This window comes from uncultured Campylobacter sp., from assembly GCF_938045595.1.
Lineage (GTDB): Bacteria > Campylobacterota > Campylobacteria > Campylobacterales > Campylobacteraceae > Campylobacter_B.
The window spans coordinates 1-19,909 of record NZ_CALIBB010000049.1 but is presented as its reverse complement, the minus strand read 5'-3'; the positions used below and the strand labels follow the sequence as shown (position 1 = coordinate 19,909).

The 19,909-nt window shown below is 46.4% G+C and carries 21 protein-coding genes; 11 read left to right on the top strand and 10 right to left on the bottom strand.

From position 1 onward, the window contains the following. Positions 1-70: 70 nt before the first annotated feature. Genes Q0340_RS02110 through accD form a run of 4 tightly spaced genes read right to left on the bottom strand, consistent with a single transcriptional unit; the run spans position 71 to position 2,792 of the window. On the bottom strand, positions 71-1,072 hold the full coding sequence (locus Q0340_RS02110) for a LapA family protein (protein WP_291935720.1): 1,002 nt from the start codon (positions 1,070-1,072) through the stop codon (positions 71-73). Positions 1,073-1,074: 2 nt separating this feature from the next. Continuing rightward, positions 1,075-1,431, bottom strand: a complete 357-nt coding sequence (dksA, locus tag Q0340_RS02105) for an RNA polymerase-binding protein DksA (RefSeq protein WP_005872423.1) — start codon at positions 1,429-1,431, stop codon at positions 1,075-1,077. Between the two features lie 9 nt (positions 1,432-1,440). Next, complete coding sequence (locus Q0340_RS02100) at positions 1,441-1,893, bottom strand: 23S rRNA (pseudouridine(1915)-N(3))-methyltransferase RlmH (RefSeq protein WP_298081967.1); 453 nt, start codon at positions 1,891-1,893, stop codon at positions 1,441-1,443. Then, positions 1,893-2,792, bottom strand: coding sequence for an acetyl-CoA carboxylase, carboxyltransferase subunit beta (gene accD, locus Q0340_RS02095; protein ID WP_298081966.1), 900 nt, complete (start codon positions 2,790-2,792; stop codon positions 1,893-1,895). The genes Q0340_RS02100 and accD overlap by 1 nt, the downstream gene beginning before the upstream one ends. A gap of 93 nt (positions 2,793-2,885) precedes the next feature. Here accD and recO point away from each other — a divergent pair, with 93 nt between their 5' ends. Further along, positions 2,886-3,500 (top strand): recombination protein RecO, encoded by a 615-nt coding sequence (recO, locus tag Q0340_RS02090; protein WP_298081965.1) that lies wholly within the window; start codon positions 2,886-2,888, stop codon positions 3,498-3,500. A gap of 170 nt (positions 3,501-3,670) precedes the next feature. On the opposite strand, the gene Q0340_RS02085 is transcribed toward recO, so the two are convergent. Continuing rightward, entirely contained in the window at positions 3,671-4,237 is a 567-nt protein-coding gene (locus Q0340_RS02085; protein WP_005870765.1) for a PAS domain-containing protein, read from the bottom strand. A gap of 156 nt (positions 4,238-4,393) precedes the next feature. Between Q0340_RS02085 and Q0340_RS02080 the strand changes: the two genes are divergently transcribed. The 6 genes from Q0340_RS02080 (at position 4,394) to Q0340_RS02055 (ending at position 11,309) form a co-directional block, all read left to right on the top strand. Next, positions 4,394-5,626 carry an MFS transporter gene (locus tag Q0340_RS02080; protein ID WP_298081964.1) on the top strand — a complete coding sequence of 411 codons (1,233 nt, stop codon included), beginning with the start codon at positions 4,394-4,396 and terminating at the stop codon, positions 5,624-5,626. An 85-nt stretch (positions 5,627-5,711) separates the two neighbouring features. Beyond that, complete coding sequence (phsA, locus tag Q0340_RS02075; protein WP_298081963.1) at positions 5,712-7,976, top strand: thiosulfate reductase PhsA; 2,265 nt, start codon at positions 5,712-5,714, stop codon at positions 7,974-7,976. Positions 7,977-7,987: 11 nt separating this feature from the next. Beyond that, positions 7,988-8,554: a 4Fe-4S dicluster domain-containing protein gene (locus tag Q0340_RS02070; RefSeq protein ID WP_298081962.1), complete on the top strand. Its 567-nt coding sequence runs from the start codon at positions 7,988-7,990 to the stop codon at positions 8,552-8,554. Next, complete coding sequence (gene nrfD / locus Q0340_RS02065; protein ID WP_298081961.1) at positions 8,547-9,518, top strand: NrfD/PsrC family molybdoenzyme membrane anchor subunit; 972 nt, start codon at positions 8,547-8,549, stop codon at positions 9,516-9,518. Before Q0340_RS02070 ends, nrfD begins: the two co-directional genes overlap by 8 nt. Positions 9,519-9,544: 26 nt before the next feature. Beyond that, positions 9,545-10,198, top strand: coding sequence for a response regulator transcription factor (locus tag Q0340_RS02060; RefSeq protein WP_298081960.1), 654 nt, complete (start codon positions 9,545-9,547; stop codon positions 10,196-10,198). Next, complete coding sequence (locus tag Q0340_RS02055; protein WP_298081959.1) at positions 10,191-11,309, top strand: HAMP domain-containing sensor histidine kinase; 1,119 nt, start codon at positions 10,191-10,193, stop codon at positions 11,307-11,309. Before Q0340_RS02060 ends, Q0340_RS02055 begins: the two co-directional genes overlap by 8 nt. A 92-nt stretch (positions 11,310-11,401) precedes the next feature. On the opposite strand, the gene Q0340_RS02050 is transcribed toward Q0340_RS02055, so the two are convergent. The 3 genes from Q0340_RS02050 to Q0340_RS02040 form a co-directional block, all read right to left on the bottom strand. Further along, positions 11,402-12,169 (bottom strand): hypothetical protein, encoded by a 768-nt coding sequence (locus Q0340_RS02050; protein ID WP_298081958.1) that lies wholly within the window; start codon positions 12,167-12,169, stop codon positions 11,402-11,404. A 139-nt stretch (positions 12,170-12,308) separates the two neighbouring features. Beyond that, positions 12,309-13,127 (bottom strand): cache domain-containing protein, encoded by an 819-nt coding sequence (locus tag Q0340_RS02045; RefSeq protein WP_298081957.1) that lies wholly within the window; start codon positions 13,125-13,127, stop codon positions 12,309-12,311. Further along, positions 13,124-13,495, bottom strand: a complete 372-nt coding sequence (locus tag Q0340_RS02040) for an HIT family protein (protein WP_298081956.1) — start codon at positions 13,493-13,495, stop codon at positions 13,124-13,126. Before Q0340_RS02040 ends, Q0340_RS02045 begins: the two co-directional genes overlap by 4 nt. A gap of 162 nt (positions 13,496-13,657) precedes the next feature. On the opposite strand from Q0340_RS02040, the gene Q0340_RS02035 reads away from it, so the two are divergent. Further along, complete coding sequence (locus tag Q0340_RS02035; RefSeq protein WP_298081955.1) at positions 13,658-14,866, top strand: MFS transporter; 1,209 nt, start codon at positions 13,658-13,660, stop codon at positions 14,864-14,866. Between the two features lie 237 nt (positions 14,867-15,103). Here Q0340_RS02035 and Q0340_RS02030 read toward each other — a convergent pair whose 3' ends face one another. Further along, positions 15,104-15,712 (bottom strand): YigZ family protein, encoded by a 609-nt coding sequence (locus Q0340_RS02030; RefSeq protein ID WP_298081954.1) that lies wholly within the window; start codon positions 15,710-15,712, stop codon positions 15,104-15,106. 70 nt (positions 15,713-15,782) lie between these two features. Between Q0340_RS02030 and galU the strand changes: the two genes are divergently transcribed. The 3 genes from galU (at position 15,783) to Q0340_RS02015 (ending at position 18,498) form a co-directional block, all read left to right on the top strand. Continuing rightward, positions 15,783-16,619, top strand: coding sequence for a UTP--glucose-1-phosphate uridylyltransferase GalU (galU, locus tag Q0340_RS02025; protein ID WP_298081953.1), 837 nt, complete (start codon positions 15,783-15,785; stop codon positions 16,617-16,619). Continuing rightward, on the top strand, positions 16,606-17,868 hold the full coding sequence (locus Q0340_RS02020; protein WP_298081952.1) for a glucose-6-phosphate isomerase: 1,263 nt from the start codon (positions 16,606-16,608) through the stop codon (positions 17,866-17,868). Before galU ends, Q0340_RS02020 begins: the two co-directional genes overlap by 14 nt. A gap of 237 nt (positions 17,869-18,105) precedes the next feature. Further along, on the top strand, positions 18,106-18,498 hold the full coding sequence (locus Q0340_RS02015; protein ID WP_298081951.1) for a VOC family protein: 393 nt from the start codon (positions 18,106-18,108) through the stop codon (positions 18,496-18,498). A gap of 36 nt (positions 18,499-18,534) precedes the next feature. Here Q0340_RS02015 and Q0340_RS02010 read toward each other — a convergent pair whose 3' ends face one another. Then, entirely contained in the window at positions 18,535-19,416 is an 882-nt protein-coding gene (locus tag Q0340_RS02010) for a hypothetical protein (RefSeq protein ID WP_298081950.1), read from the bottom strand. Between the last annotated feature and the right edge of the window lie 493 nt (positions 19,417-19,909).

The window sequence follows — 19,909 nt, the reverse complement described above, 5'->3', positions numbered from 1 at the left end:
TTGATAGCCGCACAGATCGTAAAAAGCAGTCTCTCTTACCCGCATAAAACGAACTCGTAAAATTACCGAGCTAAAATAACAGCGAGGCGGGAACGTTTTTGCCGTTGTCTCGCAAAAATAGCAGAATTTTAAACTTCTCAAACTCGTCGCCGTCGGCAAGGCTTAGCTGCTCTCTAAACTCGTCGATCATGCCAAGCTCATATAGTGCGTACAGATATGCCTCGGTCGCTTCTTGATTCTCGTTTTTGAGCCGCTCGAAAAAGGCTTTGTATTGCTCTGGAGCGAGATGATTTTTTAGCTTTTTAGCAAAGCCGATAAAATCCTGCTCGCTAAATTTTTCATTATTTACGAGATCGAAAAGCTCCTCGCTGCTGATCTCAAAGCTCGCGTCATTCACCGCGCGATCCACTAAAATATTTACCTCGGCTATATCTTGAGGAATTTTATAGGCCTTGATCTTATCGTAGCTTCCTTTGGCAAGCGCTACGGCATAGGCTTTTTTAGTGATATTTTCGCTATAAACGCCCTTGGTTTTTAAAATTTCATACGCATACGCAGGCTCAGCGTCGAGGCGGTTGAGCTCGTTTTGCAAAAATAGTCCGTTATCTTTAGGAAGTTTATATTTTCGCAGATCCGCCACTTCGCCGTTTTTAACCTTCTCAATAACACCTATAACCTCTTTTAGATCCTCATTTTTGACATCTATGCCAGTGCTATCGTACCACGGAGATAAAATTTTAGTAAGCTCGCTCGGGTCTTTAAAATACTCGGTTTTAAAGTCTTTATTGGTATCAAGACCCAGCAAAACCTCTTTACTCATCGCATCGTATGCGCTTAGATCCTTTGCGATCGCCCTTTTTGTGCGGTAAAACGCGAAGCTATGAAAAACGATATGAAAAATCGCCAAAATCATATATAAAATTAACGGCAGTACGATCCACACTGCCACAGGAAGCGTAAGCGTAAAACCGAAAAGCCCCAGTGTATAACTACTGCTTTGCTGCGTAAAAACTAAAATCGCGACGATTGCGATATAGACGATCGAATATAAAAAGAATTGCTTGGTTTTCATAGCTAACTCCTATTTTGCTTTTCCGCCTGTTCCTTGCACGAAATGCACAATCTCGCCTCTGGATTTACCTTAAGACGCTCTAAGCTTATCTGCTCGCCGCAGCTCTCGCAAAGCCCATAAGTGCCGTTTTCGATACGTTTAAGCGCGCTTTCAATCTCTAAAAACGCCTTTTGTTGATTAACATTGAGCGAGTATTCGATGCTTAAATCCGTATTCATGCTCGCTACGTCAAAATCATCCGCAGCTTTATTTTCGCGCAATTCCGAAATTTCATTTACAGAGCTATTAATATTGGCGATGAGTTGCTCTCTTTTTTCTTCTAAAATTTTCTTGTAAAATTTCAACTCGTTTTTCTTCATTCTTTCCCTTTATTTGTGATATGGATGGTTTGCGTTAATGCACAATGCGCGAAAAATTTGCTCAAAGAGCAAAAGTTTAGCGATTTTATGCGCTAACGTAAGCCTGCTAAGACTAATTATTTTATCGGCTTTTGCCTTAAAATTTTCACTAAGCCCATAAGCGCCACCGATGAAAAACGACACGACGCTTTTATCCTTTAGCATACTCGCAAATTCCACACTATCTAGCTCCTGCCCGCGCTCATCTAGAGCTACGACGTATCCGCTAAGACGCGGTAGATAAGCTTCATCATACGCCTTAAGCGCTAGCTCAGCAGATGTGCTTTGTGCGCGAGCGATATTAGCATTAAAAAATGTCTGCTCTCGCACCGCGGCAAATTTAGCCGCCATTTTTTTATAATCGCTTATCGCGCCTGCGAACTCGTCCGTGCCCTTTTGGATGGAATTTACCGTTATCTGCACTACTCTTCGCTTCCCTCTTCGTGCAGCGACTTATCGCTCATATCGTCAATCTGCACGGCGTTTTTGCTAAGCACGTTGATTATATCGCTTAGATACTGCCTCATCTCAGCTCTAGGCACGATCGCATCAATTAGTCCATGCTCGAGCAGAAATTCCGATCTCTGAAAGCCCTCCGGCAGATCCGCGCCTATGGTTTGCTTGATGACGCGCTGCCCGGCAAAGCCGATAAGAGCGCCGGGCTCTGCGATGATGATATCTCCCAGCCACGCAAAGGACGCGCTCACGCCGCCCATCGTAGGATCGGTAAGAACGGAGATGAATGGAATTTTATGCTCCGATAAAATTTTAAGCGCGGCGGAGGTTTTGCTCATCTGCATTAGCGAAAAGGTGCTTTCTTGCATCCTAGCACCACCACTTGCGCTTACGATGATTAGCGGCTCGTTTTTATCCAGACTGCGTTTTACGGCGCGGACGATCTTTTCGCCCTCCACGGAGCCCAGGCTTCCGCCCATGAAGCCGAAATCAAACACCGCAAGCTGCACTCTTTGGCGACTTATAGCGCCCTCGCCCGCAATCACCGCGCTTAGCCTGCCCGTTTTTTCTTTGCTCTCGGAGATGCGCTTTTTGTAGGATTTTTTATCGACGAATTTTAGCGGATCGACGGGCTGTAAATTTTGATCGCACTCGACGAAAGAGCCCTCGTCGCAGATCAGATCGATGCGAGCCTGTGCGCCGAAACGCAGATGGTGGTTACACTTCGGGCAAACGCCGTAGTTTTGCTCGACCTCTTTGTGATACATCAGCGCGCCGCAGTCCGGGCACTTGATCCAGTGCGTAGGCGCTTCGCTCGGTGCGGGGCGGGCTCTACGTATTTTTGAAAACAGATCGCCGAAATTCATATTATTCCTTTTAAATTCTATGAAATGAAACTTCTGATTATAACCTAAAATTCTTTATTTAAATTTATATGTGAATTTCGCTAAAATAGGAAAATGCAAGGATTTATATTAAAAACGACCAAAGTTAGGGACGAGGACTGTATCGTAGACGTGCTAAGCGAAAGTGCGCTCGTGCGTGCGTACCGCTTTTACGGCGCGCGCCATTCAAACATCATCCAGGGCTATAAGATCGACTTCGAGCTCTCGCAAAATCCAAACTTCCTCCCTCGTCTTAGCGGCGTGATGCATCTGGGATACGCGTGGCTCGCAAGCCGCGAGAAGCTGCTATTTTGGCAGCAATTTATGCGGCTTTTACACGCGCATCTAAAAGATGCCGAGCATCTGGATAAATTCTATTACGAGCTGCTAAACCGCGCTGCTGCGCGCTTCGGCAAACAAAATCCGCGCCGCATAATCGTGGAGAGCTACGTTAAAATTTTAGAATTCGAAGGGCGGTTGCACGACGAGCCGTATTGTTTTTTATGCGACGAAGAAATTTTAGAAAATATCGCGCTATGCCGCGGCTTTTTGCCCGCGCACGAGCATTGCGCACAAAGAGCGGGCTTTGCGCAGGATGAAATTTTAGAATTTTTACGAAGCGGAAGAACGCTAAATTTAAGCGACGAAGCGGTAGAGATGCTCTACGACATAACGCTTGAGGGGCTTTGATCTGCAGCGCGTTTGATATGGACGTAAAATTTCAAAGCTTGGGCGCTAAATTTTAAAATTTAGCAGAATTTCAAAATTTTATGAACAGGCGGTTTTGTACTTTATCTGCCTTTTCTCGCGCAAAGCCAAACAATCGCATTGCGCGGGGTTTGCATTAAATTTTAACTAAACTAGCTAAAAAGCTTTTTCATCGCCTTAAAAAACATTGCGGTGAGCGGATTTGATTTGCCTGAGACCTTTGCGATCCAGCTCTCGTAGGTCTCGCCTTTACTTTTTAGAAAATCCACGAGCGCCTTTTGGCTAGCCTGCATACCGCCGTTTCTTTCAGCATCCAGTAGCGCCCTATAAATAGGCTCTATAGTTTCGATCGCAGATCTTGGCGGAGCCTTACGAAATGCCGTGTATTCGGTGATCTGCCCCGTCACGGGATCTTTTTTAGAAGTAAATTCCGTAATGACCCAATAAAAGCGCCCATCTTTGGCTAAATTTTTAACCACGGCGGTAAAATCCTTGCCCTGCTGTATCGTATCCCACATAAGCTTAAACGCTATTCGCGGCATATCCGGATGTCGGATGATGTTATGCGGCTGCCCCAAAAGCTCAAGCTCACTATAGCCGCAAATCATACAAAAATACGGATTTGCAAACGTGATAATACCCTTCGGATCGGTTTTAGAAACTATATAACGCTTCTCGTCGAGTTTGATCTCCTGATTAATCGGAGTCGGTCTTTGCATTTTTAATCCTTTGCTTAAAAATTTATTGCAGAGTATATAAAATTTTTCTTTTCAGAAATATTAAATTTTCGTTAAATTTTTATAAATGTTAAATCTTTAAGTGAATTTTTAAAATTTAATGTATAATCTCAAATCAAAATTTCAAAAGGCAGCGCGTTGAAAAATCCCTTCCTATCGCTTAAATACTCAAATTTTAGAATTTATTGGATCGGGATGAACCTCTCGCTGATCGGTTCTTGGATGCAAAGCGTCGCGCTGCCGTGGCTAGTGCTAAGCATCACCGCAGACGCTTTTAAGGTCAGTCTCGTAGCTGCGGCGAGGTTCCTGCCCGCGCTACTTTTCACGCCATTTTCCGGTGTACTGCTCGATAAGTTTAATCGCAAAAAGATCCTTTTGCTCGCTCAAATAGGCATGGCGGTGACCGCCTCAATTTTCGCGGTTATGAGCTTTTGCGAGCTATATTCTTTCGGCAAAATTTTATTTTGCGCTTTTGCAAGCGGCATCTTTACCAGTATGGATGCCCCGAGCCGTCAGTCGATGGTAAAAGACCTCATCGACTCGCCCCGCGATCTAGCCAACGCCATAGCGTTAAATTCTATGTCCTTCAACGTCGCTCGTATCGCAGGACCCGCACTTGCGGGGATCGTGATGGCGCTGTGGGGCGTGGGCTTTTGCTTTTTATTCAATGCGCTTAGCTTTTTAGGCATCATCGTTTCGCTGTTTTTCATAAAAATTCCGCCATCCGTTACTACGCTATCTAGCAGAAGCGGAGGCGTTTTTGCCTCGATCGGTGCTGGAATTTCGTATGTATCACACAAAAAAATTCTAAGCGAGCTAATGATAATAGTGCTTATCGTAGCGACGCTGGTGCCAAATTACAACGTAACGATCTCGGCACTTGTTAAGCTTAGCCTAGACGCGGATGAGCGAAGCTTTGGATATTTGATGTCGGCTCTAGGCGTGGGAGCCTTTTGCGGCGCGCTTTTCGTAGCAGTCTTTGATAAACTTGGCATCCGCAAAATCAGATCGTGCGCGATCGCTATGGGGGTAAGCTTAGCTCTTACTGGGGCTGCGAATTCCTTCGCATGGGCTGCGGCAGGGCTTGCCGTAACGGGGTTTCTTTTCGTAATCACAAACTCAAGCATCAACTCCACCGTGCAGATGCACGTAAGCAACGAATTCCGCGGGCGCGTGCTTAGCTTATACGCGCTATTTTTAATAGGTAGTACGCCATTTGGAGCGCTCATATCGGGCTTTTTTACCGAGCTACTAGGCGCTCGCGTAGCCCTTGCGATCTGCGGTGCAATTAGCATTTTGCTACTGCTAGCGCTATTTTATGGCTTTAAAATACGGCGCAGGACGCATTTTATCTTTCGAGATAAAGTCTAAGCCAAAAGCTGCATTATCAAAATTAACCTTATTTTTACGATGAAGCCTTAGAATTCCTACCGAAATTTAAAGGTAAGGAGTTTTTATGAATAGACGAAATTTCTTAAAAAGCACCGCCGCGATCGGCACGCTAGCGACGTTAAATCTAAATTTAAACGCTAGCGCGGTCACCGGCGGGACGGAAAAGAAAGTCGCCAGCGTCTGCGAGATGTGCTCCTCGCGCTGTCCTATCGAGGTGACCGTCAAAGACGGTCGCGGCGCTCTCATCGAGGGCAACCACAGGTTTGCAAACAAAACCTCCGTCTGCGCTCGCGGCGGAGCGGGCATCAATCAGCTCTACGACGATCAAAGGCTCATTAAGCCGCTCATTCGCGTAGGCGAGCGCGGCGAGGGCAAATTTAGAGAGGCAAGCTGGGACGAGGCGCTTAAAATTTGCGCGCAGAAGCTAAGCGAGATTTCGCAAAAATACGGCCCGCAAAGCGTAGTTTTCACCTCTAAAACGGGCGAACACCACACTCAGATGATGAATTTCGCCTGTGCATACGGCAGTCCGAACATCTACTCGCATTGGTCCTGTTGCCCGGTCACCTACAATATCGCCGTGCCGCACACTTTCGGCACCAATATGCAAAGAGACTACGGCGACGCAAAATATATCGTAAATTTCGGCCACAATCTCTTTGAGGGCATCGACATCTCAAAAACCAAAAAGCTCGCAAAAGCCGCAAGTAGAGAGGACGTAAAGCTTTTGGTTCTCGATCCGCGCTTTAGCGTCGTAGCTTCCAAAGCTGACGAGTGGCTGCCGATAAAACCGGGAACCGACGCGGCGTTTTTGATGGCGCTAATCCACGTCTGGCTGCGCGATAACAAATACGACAAAAAATTTATCGAACAATACGCCGTGGGGCTAGAGGAGCTAAGGCAGTCCGTTAAGGATACGACGCCGCTTTGGCAGGAGGCCATTACTGGGATTAAAGCGGATAAGGTAGAGCGCATCGCAAATGAAATTTACGCCGCGGCTCCCGCAGTCGTAATCGACTGGGGTCATAAAACCACGACCGCCAAAGCCGAATACGTCCGCACGCGCGCCATCGCGATCGCAAACGCGCTGATGGGAAACGTCGAGAAAAAGGGCGGAATTTACTTCTCTAAAGATTCCAAAACCTTCAACGCGCTTTGCAAAGAGGATCTATTCCCTACCATCTCAAACCCGGATAAAAATTTTAAAATTCCAAAGACCGCGCGTATCGACGGCTGCGGCGAAGAAGGTAGCGAAAATTTCTTCGTGCCGCGCAAACACGGCGTTTTGATGCAGATCGCGCCTACGATTTTAAGCGAAAAACCTTACCCTGTAAAAGGCTGGGTCAGCACGCGCTTTAACCACCTCATCAACGTTGCGGGCGTGGATAAGAGCGTAGAGGCGATCAAAAAGCTAGACTTCGTGCTCGCAATCGACGTATATATGAGCGACTTCGCGTGCTTAGCCGACGTGATCTTGCCCGAATCCACGTATTTGGAGCGCGACGAGTCGATTCAAAACAAAGGCGGCACCGCGCCTGGATTTGTGATGCGAAACAAAGCCGTCGAGCCGGTGGGCGATACGAAGTGCGGCTATGAAATTTTTAGAGAGCTTGCGAGGGTGATGAAGATCGATAAAGACTACACTTGGAACAACATCGACGAATACCGCATGCAGCAAGCCAAAGGCAACGCCGAGCTAATCGCAAATTTAATCAAAAACGGCTACGTAAGCTACAAGGTGCCGAAGCTATACTACCGAGAGCCGAAGCTCGTGGCTAAATTTATCGATAAATATCCTGCCGCGGCGGAGTTCGTGGACGAAAACGGCGAGATGAGCTCGCAGATGAAATTTAAAACCCCGAGCGGCAAGATCGAGCTTTTCGCGCCGAAAGTGGAGGAGCTTTTCGCAGGATACGGCTGCTTAAACACCGAGGGTATGGATGTATTCGGCGGGCACAAATACTGCCTAATGACCGGCAAGACCGCGCTTCACACCAACGGTCACACGCAAAATATCAAAATTTTAAACGATATGATGAGCGAATCGCCGGTTTGGATCAGCCCTGCTTCTGCAAAAGCGGAGGGGCTAAAGACGGGCGATATCGTAAAGCTCAAAAATAAATTCGGCGAGCAAAAGGCTAAAATTTTCGTCACGCAAGGCATCAGAGACGATTGCCTATTTTTATACCACGGCTTTGGGCACGTAAGCCCGGGGCTAAAGCGCACGAACGGCATAGGCACGAACCAAAGCGTCCTTCTCGATCCGGCTGCGGGTCCTGTGGTAAGCACGATGGTAACCAACGTCGGCGTCGATATAGTTAAAATTTGAAAGGGGCGGTTATGAAAAAACTCATAATGATTCACGACGAAAATTTATGTATAGGTTGCCAAGCCTGTTCGGTTGCGTGCAGGAATGAAAACGGCGTACCGAGCGGTGTTTATAGGCTGCAGGTGCACGGCAAAACAAGCGGCATTTTTCCAAGCTTAAAGCTAGATTATTCGCGCGCCAGCTGCGTTATGTGCGAGGATAGCCCCTGCGTGGACGTCTGCCCTACGGGAGCGAGCTTTAAAACCAAAGACGGCGTAACGCTCATAGACGAGAGGCTTTGCGTCAGCTGCAAATACTGCATCCTGGCCTGTCCTTACGACGCTAGATTTGTCGATCCTATCACGCACGCTATCGGCAAATGCACCTTTTGCTACACGAACCGCACTATCAAAGGCTTGCAACCCGCATGCGTAAGCGTGTGCCCAACGGATGCTTTAACTTTCGGCGATGTAAATGACGTAAATTCCGAGGTAAGCAAGCTGCTAGCCAAAACGAGCGTAGAATATCCAAAAGCGTATCTAAACACCAAGCCGCGCCTAGCGAATATCAAAAACAAAAAAGGAGGACGCTATGAATAATATGTGGGGCGATATGAGCCAATACTCTGAAATTTACTGGCCTTGGCCGATTGCGATTTATCTATTTTTGGCGGGTCTTAGCGCGGGAGCGACGATGGTGGCGCTTTTAGTTAAATGGAATCGCCACGAAAGCGAGCAAAATTCTATCTGGGACGCGATGATAAGAGCGGGTGCGATCACGGCGCCGCTTACGATCTGCGCGGGGCTTTTGCTTTTGATCTTTGATCTGGGCAAGCCATTTAGCTTTTATCTTTTGCTGATCAAATTTAACTTCGGCTCTGTAATGAGCCTCGGTGTTTTGGCGCTTTTAATCTACGTGCCGTTTAGCTTTGTATTTGCGCTATGCGTCTTCGGCGAGGAAATTTGCAAATTTAAACTACTTGCGTTTCTGCGACCTATCGTAAATTTACTAAGCTCGTTTGCCAAAGCTTCCAAACTATTCGAGCGGGTTTTATTTATCCTTGCTCTTTGCGTGGGCGCATACACGGGCTTTTTGTTAAGCGCGGTGATGAAAATTCCGCTTTGGAATACTCCGGTGCTGCCGATTTTATTTTTGCTATCGGGCTTTTCCAGCGGCATCGCGGCGAGCATTTTAGTAGGACTTCTGTTTTTTAAAGGCTCGTTAAACAAAGATAGCATAAAATACCTTTTGGTGCTTGATCTGCGCGCGATACTCTTTGAGATTCCGCTTTTGTTCATTCTGTTTGTCGGGATGTATTTCGAGGGCGGCACGAGCGCGCTTGCGGCACAGCAGGCTTTGACGCACGAGGTTTACGGTAAAATTTTCTGGATCGGCGTTTTAGGCACGGGGCTCATCGCTCCGATCATCATCGCCTTTACGGCGCTGAAAAACCACGCTTACAAGCCTGCGTTTATAGTTTTAAATTCTTTTGTCGTGCTTTGCGGCGTCATTCTGCTTCGCTACTTCGTTGTATATGCGGGGCAAATTTGCACGGGAGCGTAGTCTCGCTCCCGATTTAGGGAACGGGTTTGAAAATTTTACTTTTAGAAGACGATTTTGAATACAGAAGCAGCGTAAGCGAGTATCTCACGGAGCTCGGCTACGAGGTGGACGAATGCGAAAGCGGCGACGCAGCCTGCGATAAGATCGCCGCGAATGCATACCATCTGTTGATTTTAGATATTAAAGTGCCGGAGGTTTCGGGCGAAGAGGTGCTTAGATACGCGCGAAACCTCGGTCTTAACACTCCCGTGATGATGATGACCTCGCTCGGCGACATCGACGATTTGAGCCAGTGCTACGAGCTAGGCTGTAACGAATATCTAAAAAAGCCATTCCACCTAGCCGAGCTTAAATTTAGAGTAAGCGAGCTGATGCGAAAGTATTTCGGCGACGAAAAGGGCGCCGTCAAGATCGCGGATAAATTTCACTACTTCGCAAATTTAAAAATTTTAAAACGTGCGGACGAAGAGATATCGCTAAGCGCCAAAGAGATCAAGATTATAGAATTTCTACTCGCCAATATCAAAAGGTTCGTTAGCGTCGATGAGCTCATCGCTGACGTGTGGGACGGCGAGGCGGGCAGCGTCGATGTGCGCGTGCATATCAGCAACCTCCGCTCCAAAACGAGCAACGACTTCATCCTCTCCAGCCGCGGACTCGGATATAAGATCAATGCTTAAAGGGTTTAAATTTACGCTTTTTAGCGCGATTTTCATCATCGGCGCCTTTATAAGCGAGAGTCTTTATATCATCTATTTAAACTCCAAAATCGAGGAGAGCGCCGACGTCGCCGAGCTGATACAAAAAAGCGGCGAAGCCCTAGCTGGCGGGGATCTGAATCTAAAAGACGAGCTAATCTACGACTACGCGATCCTAAATGCAAACGGCGAAATTTTAAGATCAAACCTAAGCGTGCAGCCGCCCGATTTTGCATTTATCACGCTGAAATTCGGCGGGCGGATGTTTTTTAAGCGCCACTTTCTGCATGAGGGCAAGCTGCATTTTTTCGTCATCTCAAAAAAGATAAGCTACGCCAAGATAGAATTTATCGCGATCTCCACGATCTTTATCACGATTTTCGTAGCGCTCATCATCGCGCTATTTAACTACAAAATCATAAAAAATTTCTACGCGCAGCAAAGCAACCTCATCAAGGCGTTTTTCAACGACGCGATGCACGAGCTAAAGACCCCTCTGGGCGTCGCGCTCATCAACACCGAGATGCTTGGGTTGCGCGACAAACACACTGCGCGTATCAAATCCGCACTCAAGCAGATGGTAATTACTTACGAGGACGTGGAGTACTTCATCAAAAGCGGCAAGATGAGCTTCAAAAGCCGCCGCATCGATATGAGCGAGTTTTTGAGCGCTAGGATAAATTTCATCTATCTGGTCGCAAAAAGCAAAAACATAAGCCTGCAATCGCGAATAGCGCCCGATGTGAGCGTCTTTATGGACGAAACCTCGCTAATGCGCCTCATCGACAACACGCTAAGCAACGCCATAAAATATTCTCGTCCCGGCGGCAAAGTCATCATCGCACTGGAAAAAGGGGTGAGCATAGCGGTCTTTAGCGTGCAGGACTTCGGCATCGGCATAAAGGATACGAGCGCGATCTGGGATAGATACTCGCGCGAAAACGCGGCTCTTGGCGGATTCGGCCTCGGGCTAAACATAATCGATAAAATTTGCAAGCGCTACGGCATCGCAAAAAGCGTCAGCTCGAAGCTCGGCGAGGGCAGCACCTTTTGCTACAAAATCCCGCTGTTTAAGCAGAAGCTTTTAGACTAAAACGGCGCGTTAAATTTAGGCGCAAATTTTAAAATTTAGAAGTAGAATTCGTGCGGCTAGGGTTTTTTAAAATTTTGTTTTAGCGTGGCTTTTCAGCCACCTTTTGCTTCTCTGCTGCGTAAATAATATTTTTCCAATGGATAATTTAGATTTCCGCAGTTATCGAATTTCATACCCTCTTTTTTTGTATCAAATAGCATTACTTTACTCCTATCTTCATAATATTTTTTAGTAATAACATCGATTTTTGCTCTATTATATAAGTATTCGCTGTGATTATAACGCAAGTAATTTTTATTAACTAAAACAAATTTATCTAATAACAAATAGGCCGTAACCGCCTTGTCGCTGCCACCGATAAGGACTATCGGCCTATCAAATCCGAAACCTGCGCCATCTGAAGATATTTTTAGATATTTTTTAGGATCAGTTTTTTTGGCTTTTAGCTCTTTTATGAGTATTTGCTCGGTCGTTTTTCCCTCTTTATAATACTTTTGTAACGCCTCAAACCAATTGGATAAATTTATATTTTCTAATTCATAATATGCGATTTCATATGAGCTACGCCAAGAACTGCCATAGGCATAGGTCCTATAATCATTGATCATTTGTTCTAGCTTTAACTCATAATCCAAATACTGCCCTATCGCTCTTTTATACAGCTCCTCTTTGGGTAAAATTCTATCCTCTTTGAGGCAGTATCCTTGCTTGTATTTGTTATAGTCGGAAAGAGAAACGACGGCGAAGCCTCGTGAAGTGGAGTAATCGGGAATTATACGGATAAATGCGGCGCAGAGTATTATTATAAGAAGCAGCACGCCTGCCAGGGCTTTAAATTTAATAGACTTATAAAATTTCATACCGACGCTCCTTTTAAAATTTAAAATTTCAGCGTAAATTTCCGCGATCTTGCGATTAAATTTAAAACGCTCGCTCGCCGCGCTGCCGCCGCGCGACAAAGCAGGCAAGCTGCAAAAGGCCTAAATTTAAATCCCGCCGCTAGCTTTCGCGATGCAAAATTATATAGCCCAGCTTCGTGCCGTTTTCGTCCGAAAACGCCCTCACGTAAAAATAATGCCCGTCCTTTTTGATAAAGCTCTGCGCCCCAAAATCAAGCGTCGCCAAAATCGACAAAACGTCGTAATCCGGCGCGCTGTTTACGACGATAAAGTCCTTGATAACGCCTATTTTATCGTAGAAGCAGTCGGTTTCAAACCTCTTATCGACTAAGATAAAAATATCGTTTCCCATGCGGTTGATCTGGGCGATGACGTGCTCGAAATCGAGCATTATCTCGGCGCTTCCGATAAATTTACCGTCGCTAAAAACCGGCGAAATTCCGCGCATGAAAGCCCCGCACCGCCCCATCTCCACAAGCGCCTTTGGAAGCAGACTATGGCGGATCTGCAAAAGCGAATGGCGAAACGAGCTCAGATCGTCGTTGTAAAATTCGTCGCTCCAGCTCCTAGCCAGGCTTCTGGTGTTTTGCGTATGAAAATGTATCTTCACGCCCGTATAAAATGGCACTGCGCTCAAAATGTCTTTGTATTTTTTCGTCACGTCCATGCACTCGCTGTGTTTGCCGCTCTCAAAGCAGCGCACCACGTCGCTATTCTGCGATAAAATCAGCGAGATCGCAAAGGCGTTTAGCTTTTCTTCGTCCACGATCTTTTCAAACAAACTCGCGCTAAAATCGAACTGCTGCTTGATTTTTATCTCGTTTTCCTCGCTTTTAAAGCGCAGGTAAAACGCAAAGGTGGCGACGCAGCAAGCAAGCGCGAAAAGGCTTAGGTATTTTTTAGATCGCGCGCCTATCATCTGAATTCCATCTTTAAATTTGCCGCTAAAATTTCTGCGAATTCGCTAAATTCCGGCAGATCGAGTTTGGCCTTGCGCATCTTTTTTCCCCAGACGGACTCCGGGAAAAAGCTGTCGTTTTTAAAGCGCGCCTGGACGTGAAAATGCACGCGCGGCACGTAGTTGGCGAAGCTTGCGATGTTGATCTTATCGGGCGCATAAAACTCCCGCAGGCTCTTTTCGCACTGAAGCACGGCACGCCACAGATGCGCCAGCGTCGCCTCGTCGCAGTCGCTAAGCTCTTTAAATTTAGCCTTCGTAAAGACCTTCACCCACGGCACTTCGTGCTCCTCGCGCTGTACGTAAATCATCTCATCTTCGTAAATCATCGCTTCTCCTTGAAAATGGAATTTTAATGCAAAGCCCATTAAAGCTCGGTAAATTCCTCTTACATAAATAATATACTAAAATACATTAACTAAATATATCTATAAAATCTCGATATATTCGTAATTTTTATGCTATAATTCTATTATTTAAAAGGAATATATATGAAATCAGTTTGGATAATGATCCTATGCGCCGCGGCGATTTTGATGATTACGATGGGCATTCGTATGTCATTAGGTCTTTTCGTGCAGCCTATAATGCAAGCAAATTCCCTATCCATCGCACAAGTAAGCTTTGCGATGGCAACTACGCAACTGGTATGGGGCTTTTCGCAACCTCTTAGTGGGATACTTGCAGACAAGCTCGGTGCCTACGTCGTGCTGTTTTGGGGCAGCGTGCTTTTAGCGATTAGCTGCGCTCTTGTTCCGTTATTTAGCAGCGAAAGCGCGCTCGTATTAACGATGGGTTTTGGGCTTGCACTGGGGCTTGGCGCGGGTAGTTTTCCGATTCTAATGAGCCTAATGGCAAAGCGCCTGCCATTTTCTATCCGCTCGGTTGCCAGCGGAGTGCTAAATGCAGGCGGCTCGTTCGGACAATTTTTATTTGCGCCTATGATTGGGTTTTGTATCGCAACGCCTGCTTTGGGATACGGCGGCGCATTTTTTACGCTCGCAGGGCTTAGCTTGTTAATTCTGCCGCTTGCGAGACTTTTAGCAGGCGGTAAAATTCTATTTGGCGAGCAAACCAGCCTGCATGAAGAAGATAAGCGCAGCTTAGGCGAAGTGCTGCGTTTAGCACTGCGCGATAAAAGCTATATTTTGATAAATTTAAGCTTTGCTACGTGCGGTTTTCACGTAGCATTTTTAGTGACGCACCTGCCTAGCGAAGTAGCACTAAGCGGGCATGGCGCGCAGGTAGCGTCTTTTTCGCTCGCACTGATTGGCATCGCAAACATCGTAGGCAGCTTATTCGTAGGCTGGTGTGTTTCCAAAGTGCGCTGTAAAGTCATTTTATTTTGCATATATGCCCTGCGTATCGCTCTTATTGGTACTTATGTGCTCTCGCCCAAAGATAGCCTTACATTTTATATCTTCAGCGTGGGATTAGGATTTACCTGGTTAGCGACTGTACCGCCTACTGCGGCTGCCGTCGGTAAGCTATTAGGGACGCGATATTTAGCAAGCCTATTTGGATTTACGATGCTTTCGCATCAAATCGGCGGATTTTTTGGCGCATATATTGGAGGTCTTGCGGTGCGAGCATACGGCGCGTATGATTATATGTGGTATTTGGATATGACGCTAGCGGCTATTGCAGCTCTGCTAAGCCTGCCTGTGCGTGAAGCTAAGATGAAGCACGTTAAATTTTAAAAATTTTATGGGATTTTGAAATTTACGGACGGAATTTTCGCGAAATTTTGCAAGCTAAATTACGACGAAATTTTGAAATTCTTAAAATTTTAAAATTTATCGGATTTTATGTTTCGCACGATGAAATTTCACTTTAGCTTTGAAAGTCCGCTGCGATAATGCGATAAAATGCAAAATCCGCTTGTGCTTTCAAATTTAGCCGAGAGGGGTTTTTAAATTTTATAGAATTTTGAAATTTTAAAATTTCGGCTCGTGCAGCATTTTAAGAGCTGGCGCGAGAGCATCTGCAAAGCCTTTAAATTTTTCAAATTCCTCCGCGCTAAACTCTGCGCTAAACTCCGCTCCAGAAGCACCGAAGCTCGCTTCATAAACGAAACCCGATTTTTTTAAAAAATGTTCAAATTTAGCCACCGCCGCAAACGGCACGAAAAATATGCACTTCTTACGCAGCACGAATTCCACTAGCTCTGCGGCGTCCGCAGCGGCGTCTATCGCGGCATTTGCGCTACTGGCGTATGCGCGCACTAGCCCACCGGTGCCTAGCTTGATGCCGCCGAAGTAGCGCACCACGAGCACCGCGACGTTAATCAATTCGGCACCGCGAAGCGCGTTTAGACACGGTGCGCCCGCGGTTGATTTGGGCTCGCCGTCGTCGCTTGAGTTTTCTACGATCTGCCCGGGCTCGTTCAGCGCGCGATACGCCCAGACGATATGACGCGCCTTGGGATGCTGCTGCCGCAGCCGCACACGCAGCGTCTCAAAGCTCGCTAGCGGCGCGAGATAGGCGATGAAGCTTGATTTTTTAATCTCCTGCGCGGCGCTGATCTCTTTTTCAATCGTTTTCAAGGCTTTCCTTTGCGGAATTTTATCTTTTTTGCATTATAATAAAAGTTCAAAAAAAGATCAAAGGAGCTTCATGATCCAGACTTGTTTATTTCCCGCGGCGGGCTACGGCACGCGCTTTTTGCCCGCGACCAAATCGCTACCTAAAGAGATGCTTCCGATCCTTACCAAGCCGCTCATTCACTACGGCGTGGACGAGGCGCTGGAGGCGGGCATGGACAATATGGCTTTCGTCACGGGTCGCGGTAAACGCGCGCTGGAGGATTATTTCGACCGCAGCTACGAGCTGGAGGATCAAATTTCAGGCAGCAGCAAGGAGTATCTGCTCGACGAGATCAGAGCGCTTATGAAGCGCTGCACCTTCTCTTTCACGCGCCAAGAGCAGATGAAGGGGCTCGGCAACGCAATTTATACGGGTAAAATTTTAATCCGCGACGAGCCTTTCGGCGTGGTGCTTGCAGACGATCTGTGCGTGAACGAAAACGGCGAGGGCGTGCTTGCGCAGATGGTTAAAATTTACGAAAAATACCGCTGCAGTGTCGTTGCAGTAATGGAGGTGCCGCCGCAGGACGTAAATAAATACGGCATCATCGCAGGAAAGAGCATCAGCGACGATCTAATAATGGTCTCGGATATGATCGAAAAACCTGAACCTAGCGAGGCTCCGTCAAGCTTAGCCATAATCGGGCGCTACATCCTAACGCCTAATATTTTCGATCTCATCGAGCAGACGGCGCCCGGTAAAAACGGCGAGGTGCAGATCACCGACGCGCTTTTGAAGCAGGCTCAAAACGGCGTGGTGATCGCGTATAAATTTAAAGGCACTCGCTTCGACTGCGGCTCGGTAAAAGGCTACGTGGACGCGATCAAATATTTCTACGAGCGAGAATTCGGCGATGGTAAAAAATGAGCTGTTTTTCCCGCCGGCAAAAGAGGGCGCGCTAGAAGAGGTAGCGGCAAAGATCCGCGCCGAATACGAAAGCGGCGAGATAGGCTACTACCGCCTGCCGCAGCAAGGCGCAGACGAAATAGCGCGGGCGCAGGAATTTTTTAGCGCACGAAGCTACGACGGGGTCGTGCTTTTGGGCATCGGTGGCTCCAGCGTAGGCGTGCGAGCGCTTTATGAGATGCTGCGTCCGCGCGTAAGAAAGAATTTGCGCTTTGAAATTTTGGATAATCTCGACGGGCACAGTGTAAACCGCGCGCTTGAAGGGTTAAATTTTGCTCGCACTATCTTCATAGTATCCTCCAAATCGGGCGGCACGATCGAGACGATCTCGCTTTTTAAGGTCGTTTTGCAGCGTTTCGGAATTTCAGATTTAAAGACGCTAGCAAAAAATTTCATCTTTATCACCGATGTAGGCTCGCCGCTTGATATCTTCGCGCGCGGGCACGGCGCCTGCGTGATAAATATGCCCGCTAACGTAGGCGGCCGTTTTAGCGTGTTAAGTGCGGTAGGGCTCGTGCCCGCAGTAGGGCTGAGGCTCGATGCACACGCGCTTCTGAGCGGTGCAGAGGAAGCCAAAAAGGCGTATCTGGATGAAATTTTAGCAGGCGATCCCGCTAAAATCGCGGAGAATAAAATTTTACGAAAAGCCCATCACTACGCCACGCACAAAAGTGCGAAAATCAACGTCCTTTTTAGCTACGGCGATGCGCTGCGCGCATTGGGTGAGTGGTATGTGCAGCTCTGGGCGGAAAGCCTAGGTAAAAAGATCGGCTTTAGCCGCGAGGGACTTACTCCTGTAGGGCTTGTAGGCTCGCGCGATCAGCACAGCTTCCTTCAGCTCATAATGGACGGCGTAAAGGATAAGACCGTGACTTTCTTAAAGCTCACGGACAACGGCACTACGGACGCGGTGCCTGGTATCAGTCTGCAAGGTCTTGAGGGCTGTGACTTCGTAAACGGCATGCGACTGGATGAGGTGCTAAATCTTCAGTGCGATGCTACGCTGCAAGCCGTGCTAAACGAGGGTATCAGCGTCGATCTAATCGAGGTTTCGCGGCTTTGTGAACAGAGCGTGGGCGAGCTATTTTACTACTTCGAGCTGCTAACCAGCGCCACCGGAGCGATACTGGGCGTCAGCACTTACGATCAGCCAGGCGTCGAGGTAGGCAAGAGAATTTTAAAATCGCTAGTTTTAAAATCGCGAGATTAAATTTCGCTTCTATTTTACGGGGGTACGGAATTTCGGCGCGTTCGATTTTACTTAGGCTAAATTTTTAGAATTTTAAAATTACCGACGCAGAATTTTCCGTGCGTAAAATTTACGCCGCGAAATTTTGATTTTTTGCTACGAGCATTTGAAATTTAGTTGCGAATTTCACAACAGAATTCCAAGATTGCACCGCGAGGCGTAAAAATTTTGCGACTTGCAAGCGCACAGGGAGATGAAATGAAAATCACGAAGATCGATCACTTCGTGCTAGTTACGGACGATCTGCAAAAATGCGTGGAATTTTACGAAGGAATTTTAGGGCTAGAGCATGTTTGCGAGGGCGGCAAACACAGCCTGCGTTTCGGCTCCTCAAAGATCAATATCCACACCCGCGCGGGCGAGTTTGCGCCGTTTGCGGCACGTCCTAGCGCAGGCTCGGCGGACTTTTGCCTCATCTGCGAAGATCAAAGCGCGCCGCAGCTCAAAACGGAGCTTGAAAGCAAAGGGGCACAAATAGAGCTTGGCATCGTGCCTCGAATGGGCGCGCGCGGCGCTATGCAAAGTATCTATCTGCGCGATCCGGACGGCAATCTCGTAGAGCTCGGCGTATATGAAGGCAGCGAAGATTAGCGCGTAAATTTTAAAGGCAAAATTTCAAGCGGAGCGCTAGAATTTAAATTTTCTAAATTTTACCTTTTTGCTAAATACCGACAAGGTGCGCGGGACGGTATCTAAATCTATATGCGTTTTGCGCATAAAATACTCTCTTAATTCCAGATACTCTTTTTCGCTATAAATCAAAACATTTATAATTCTAAGATCGCCCGTTTCGCCGTATATCACAAGCCGGTCATAGACGCCTAAGCATCTGAAACTGCCATTTTTAAGATGCATCAATATGCTCGCTCCGAATAGGCTAATTGCTATCATCGAAATTAGCGCGATCATCGCATGCATTCCGCGCATAACGTATGCGCCCAAAGGCCAAAGTGACAAAAATAGCATTTCGGGTATGCTTATCCTCTGCTGCCGGTCCCAGCGAGGATCAAAACTGATCGCAACGGCGCCGATTTGTTCAAGCTTCAAAGATTTATAAGCTTTATCTTCTTTGTAATATTTGATATCCGAATCGTTAAATACGAAATAGACGCCCTTTTGTTGCTTTCGCCTGATAAAAAACATTACCAAAGCGAAAGGGAGTAGTCTAAAATTTTTGGGCTCAATGGGATTTACTACGGTAACGACCGAGATAAAGAATAAACATCCTATAAGCGTAGCAATCGTGGAATATTTCATATAGTCGTAAAAAGCATAGTCTTTTATTACTATCGGATTTTTGTCGTAATCTCTGGCTTGGACTTCGGAGCTTTTGTTAATAGCGGTATCATCGGAATTTAAAGTCTTAGAGCTTGCATCTTCTAATTTTAAATTTTTGAAGTCGAAAGCGTTAAAATTTTTGGGATAAAGACCTTCTGTTAGATTTTGCTTTGCATCGCTGTGCTGATTATTTAGGAGTTTTCTTAATTCCTCAAGTCTGCTTTGATCCATTTATCGCCTTTAAATTTGATGGACGCACCATTTTATATTCTCATCACTTAAAGCTCAGTAAATTTTATCGCTCATTCGCTGTCCTACAATAAGGCAAAGACTCTAGAAATTTTAAGCTATACGTAAAATCACCATAACTCCAAAAAATTCTAATCAAGCGTATAAATTCCCTTATTTTTAAATCCACCTTATACTCAACTTTTTAAATTTTAAAGCGACCCTCTTGTCTTATGGCAAATTTCTCTCTTAGCAAATCACCTCTTTCTTAGATCAAGTAGCTATATAGCTCGATACCCTGTGTAAGTTACTTTCTAGCGCTTCACAGATCTGCGCTAAATACGCATCAGGAATTTTAGATGTAGAAACAACCTGTATGGTGTGATACTACTAGGTGTAAAATATATATAAGAAATCTAAAATATAATCTTTAAAGAATTTTTATTAAATTCTATATTTCAAATTTAAGAAATTTCCGCGGAATTTTGGCTAAATT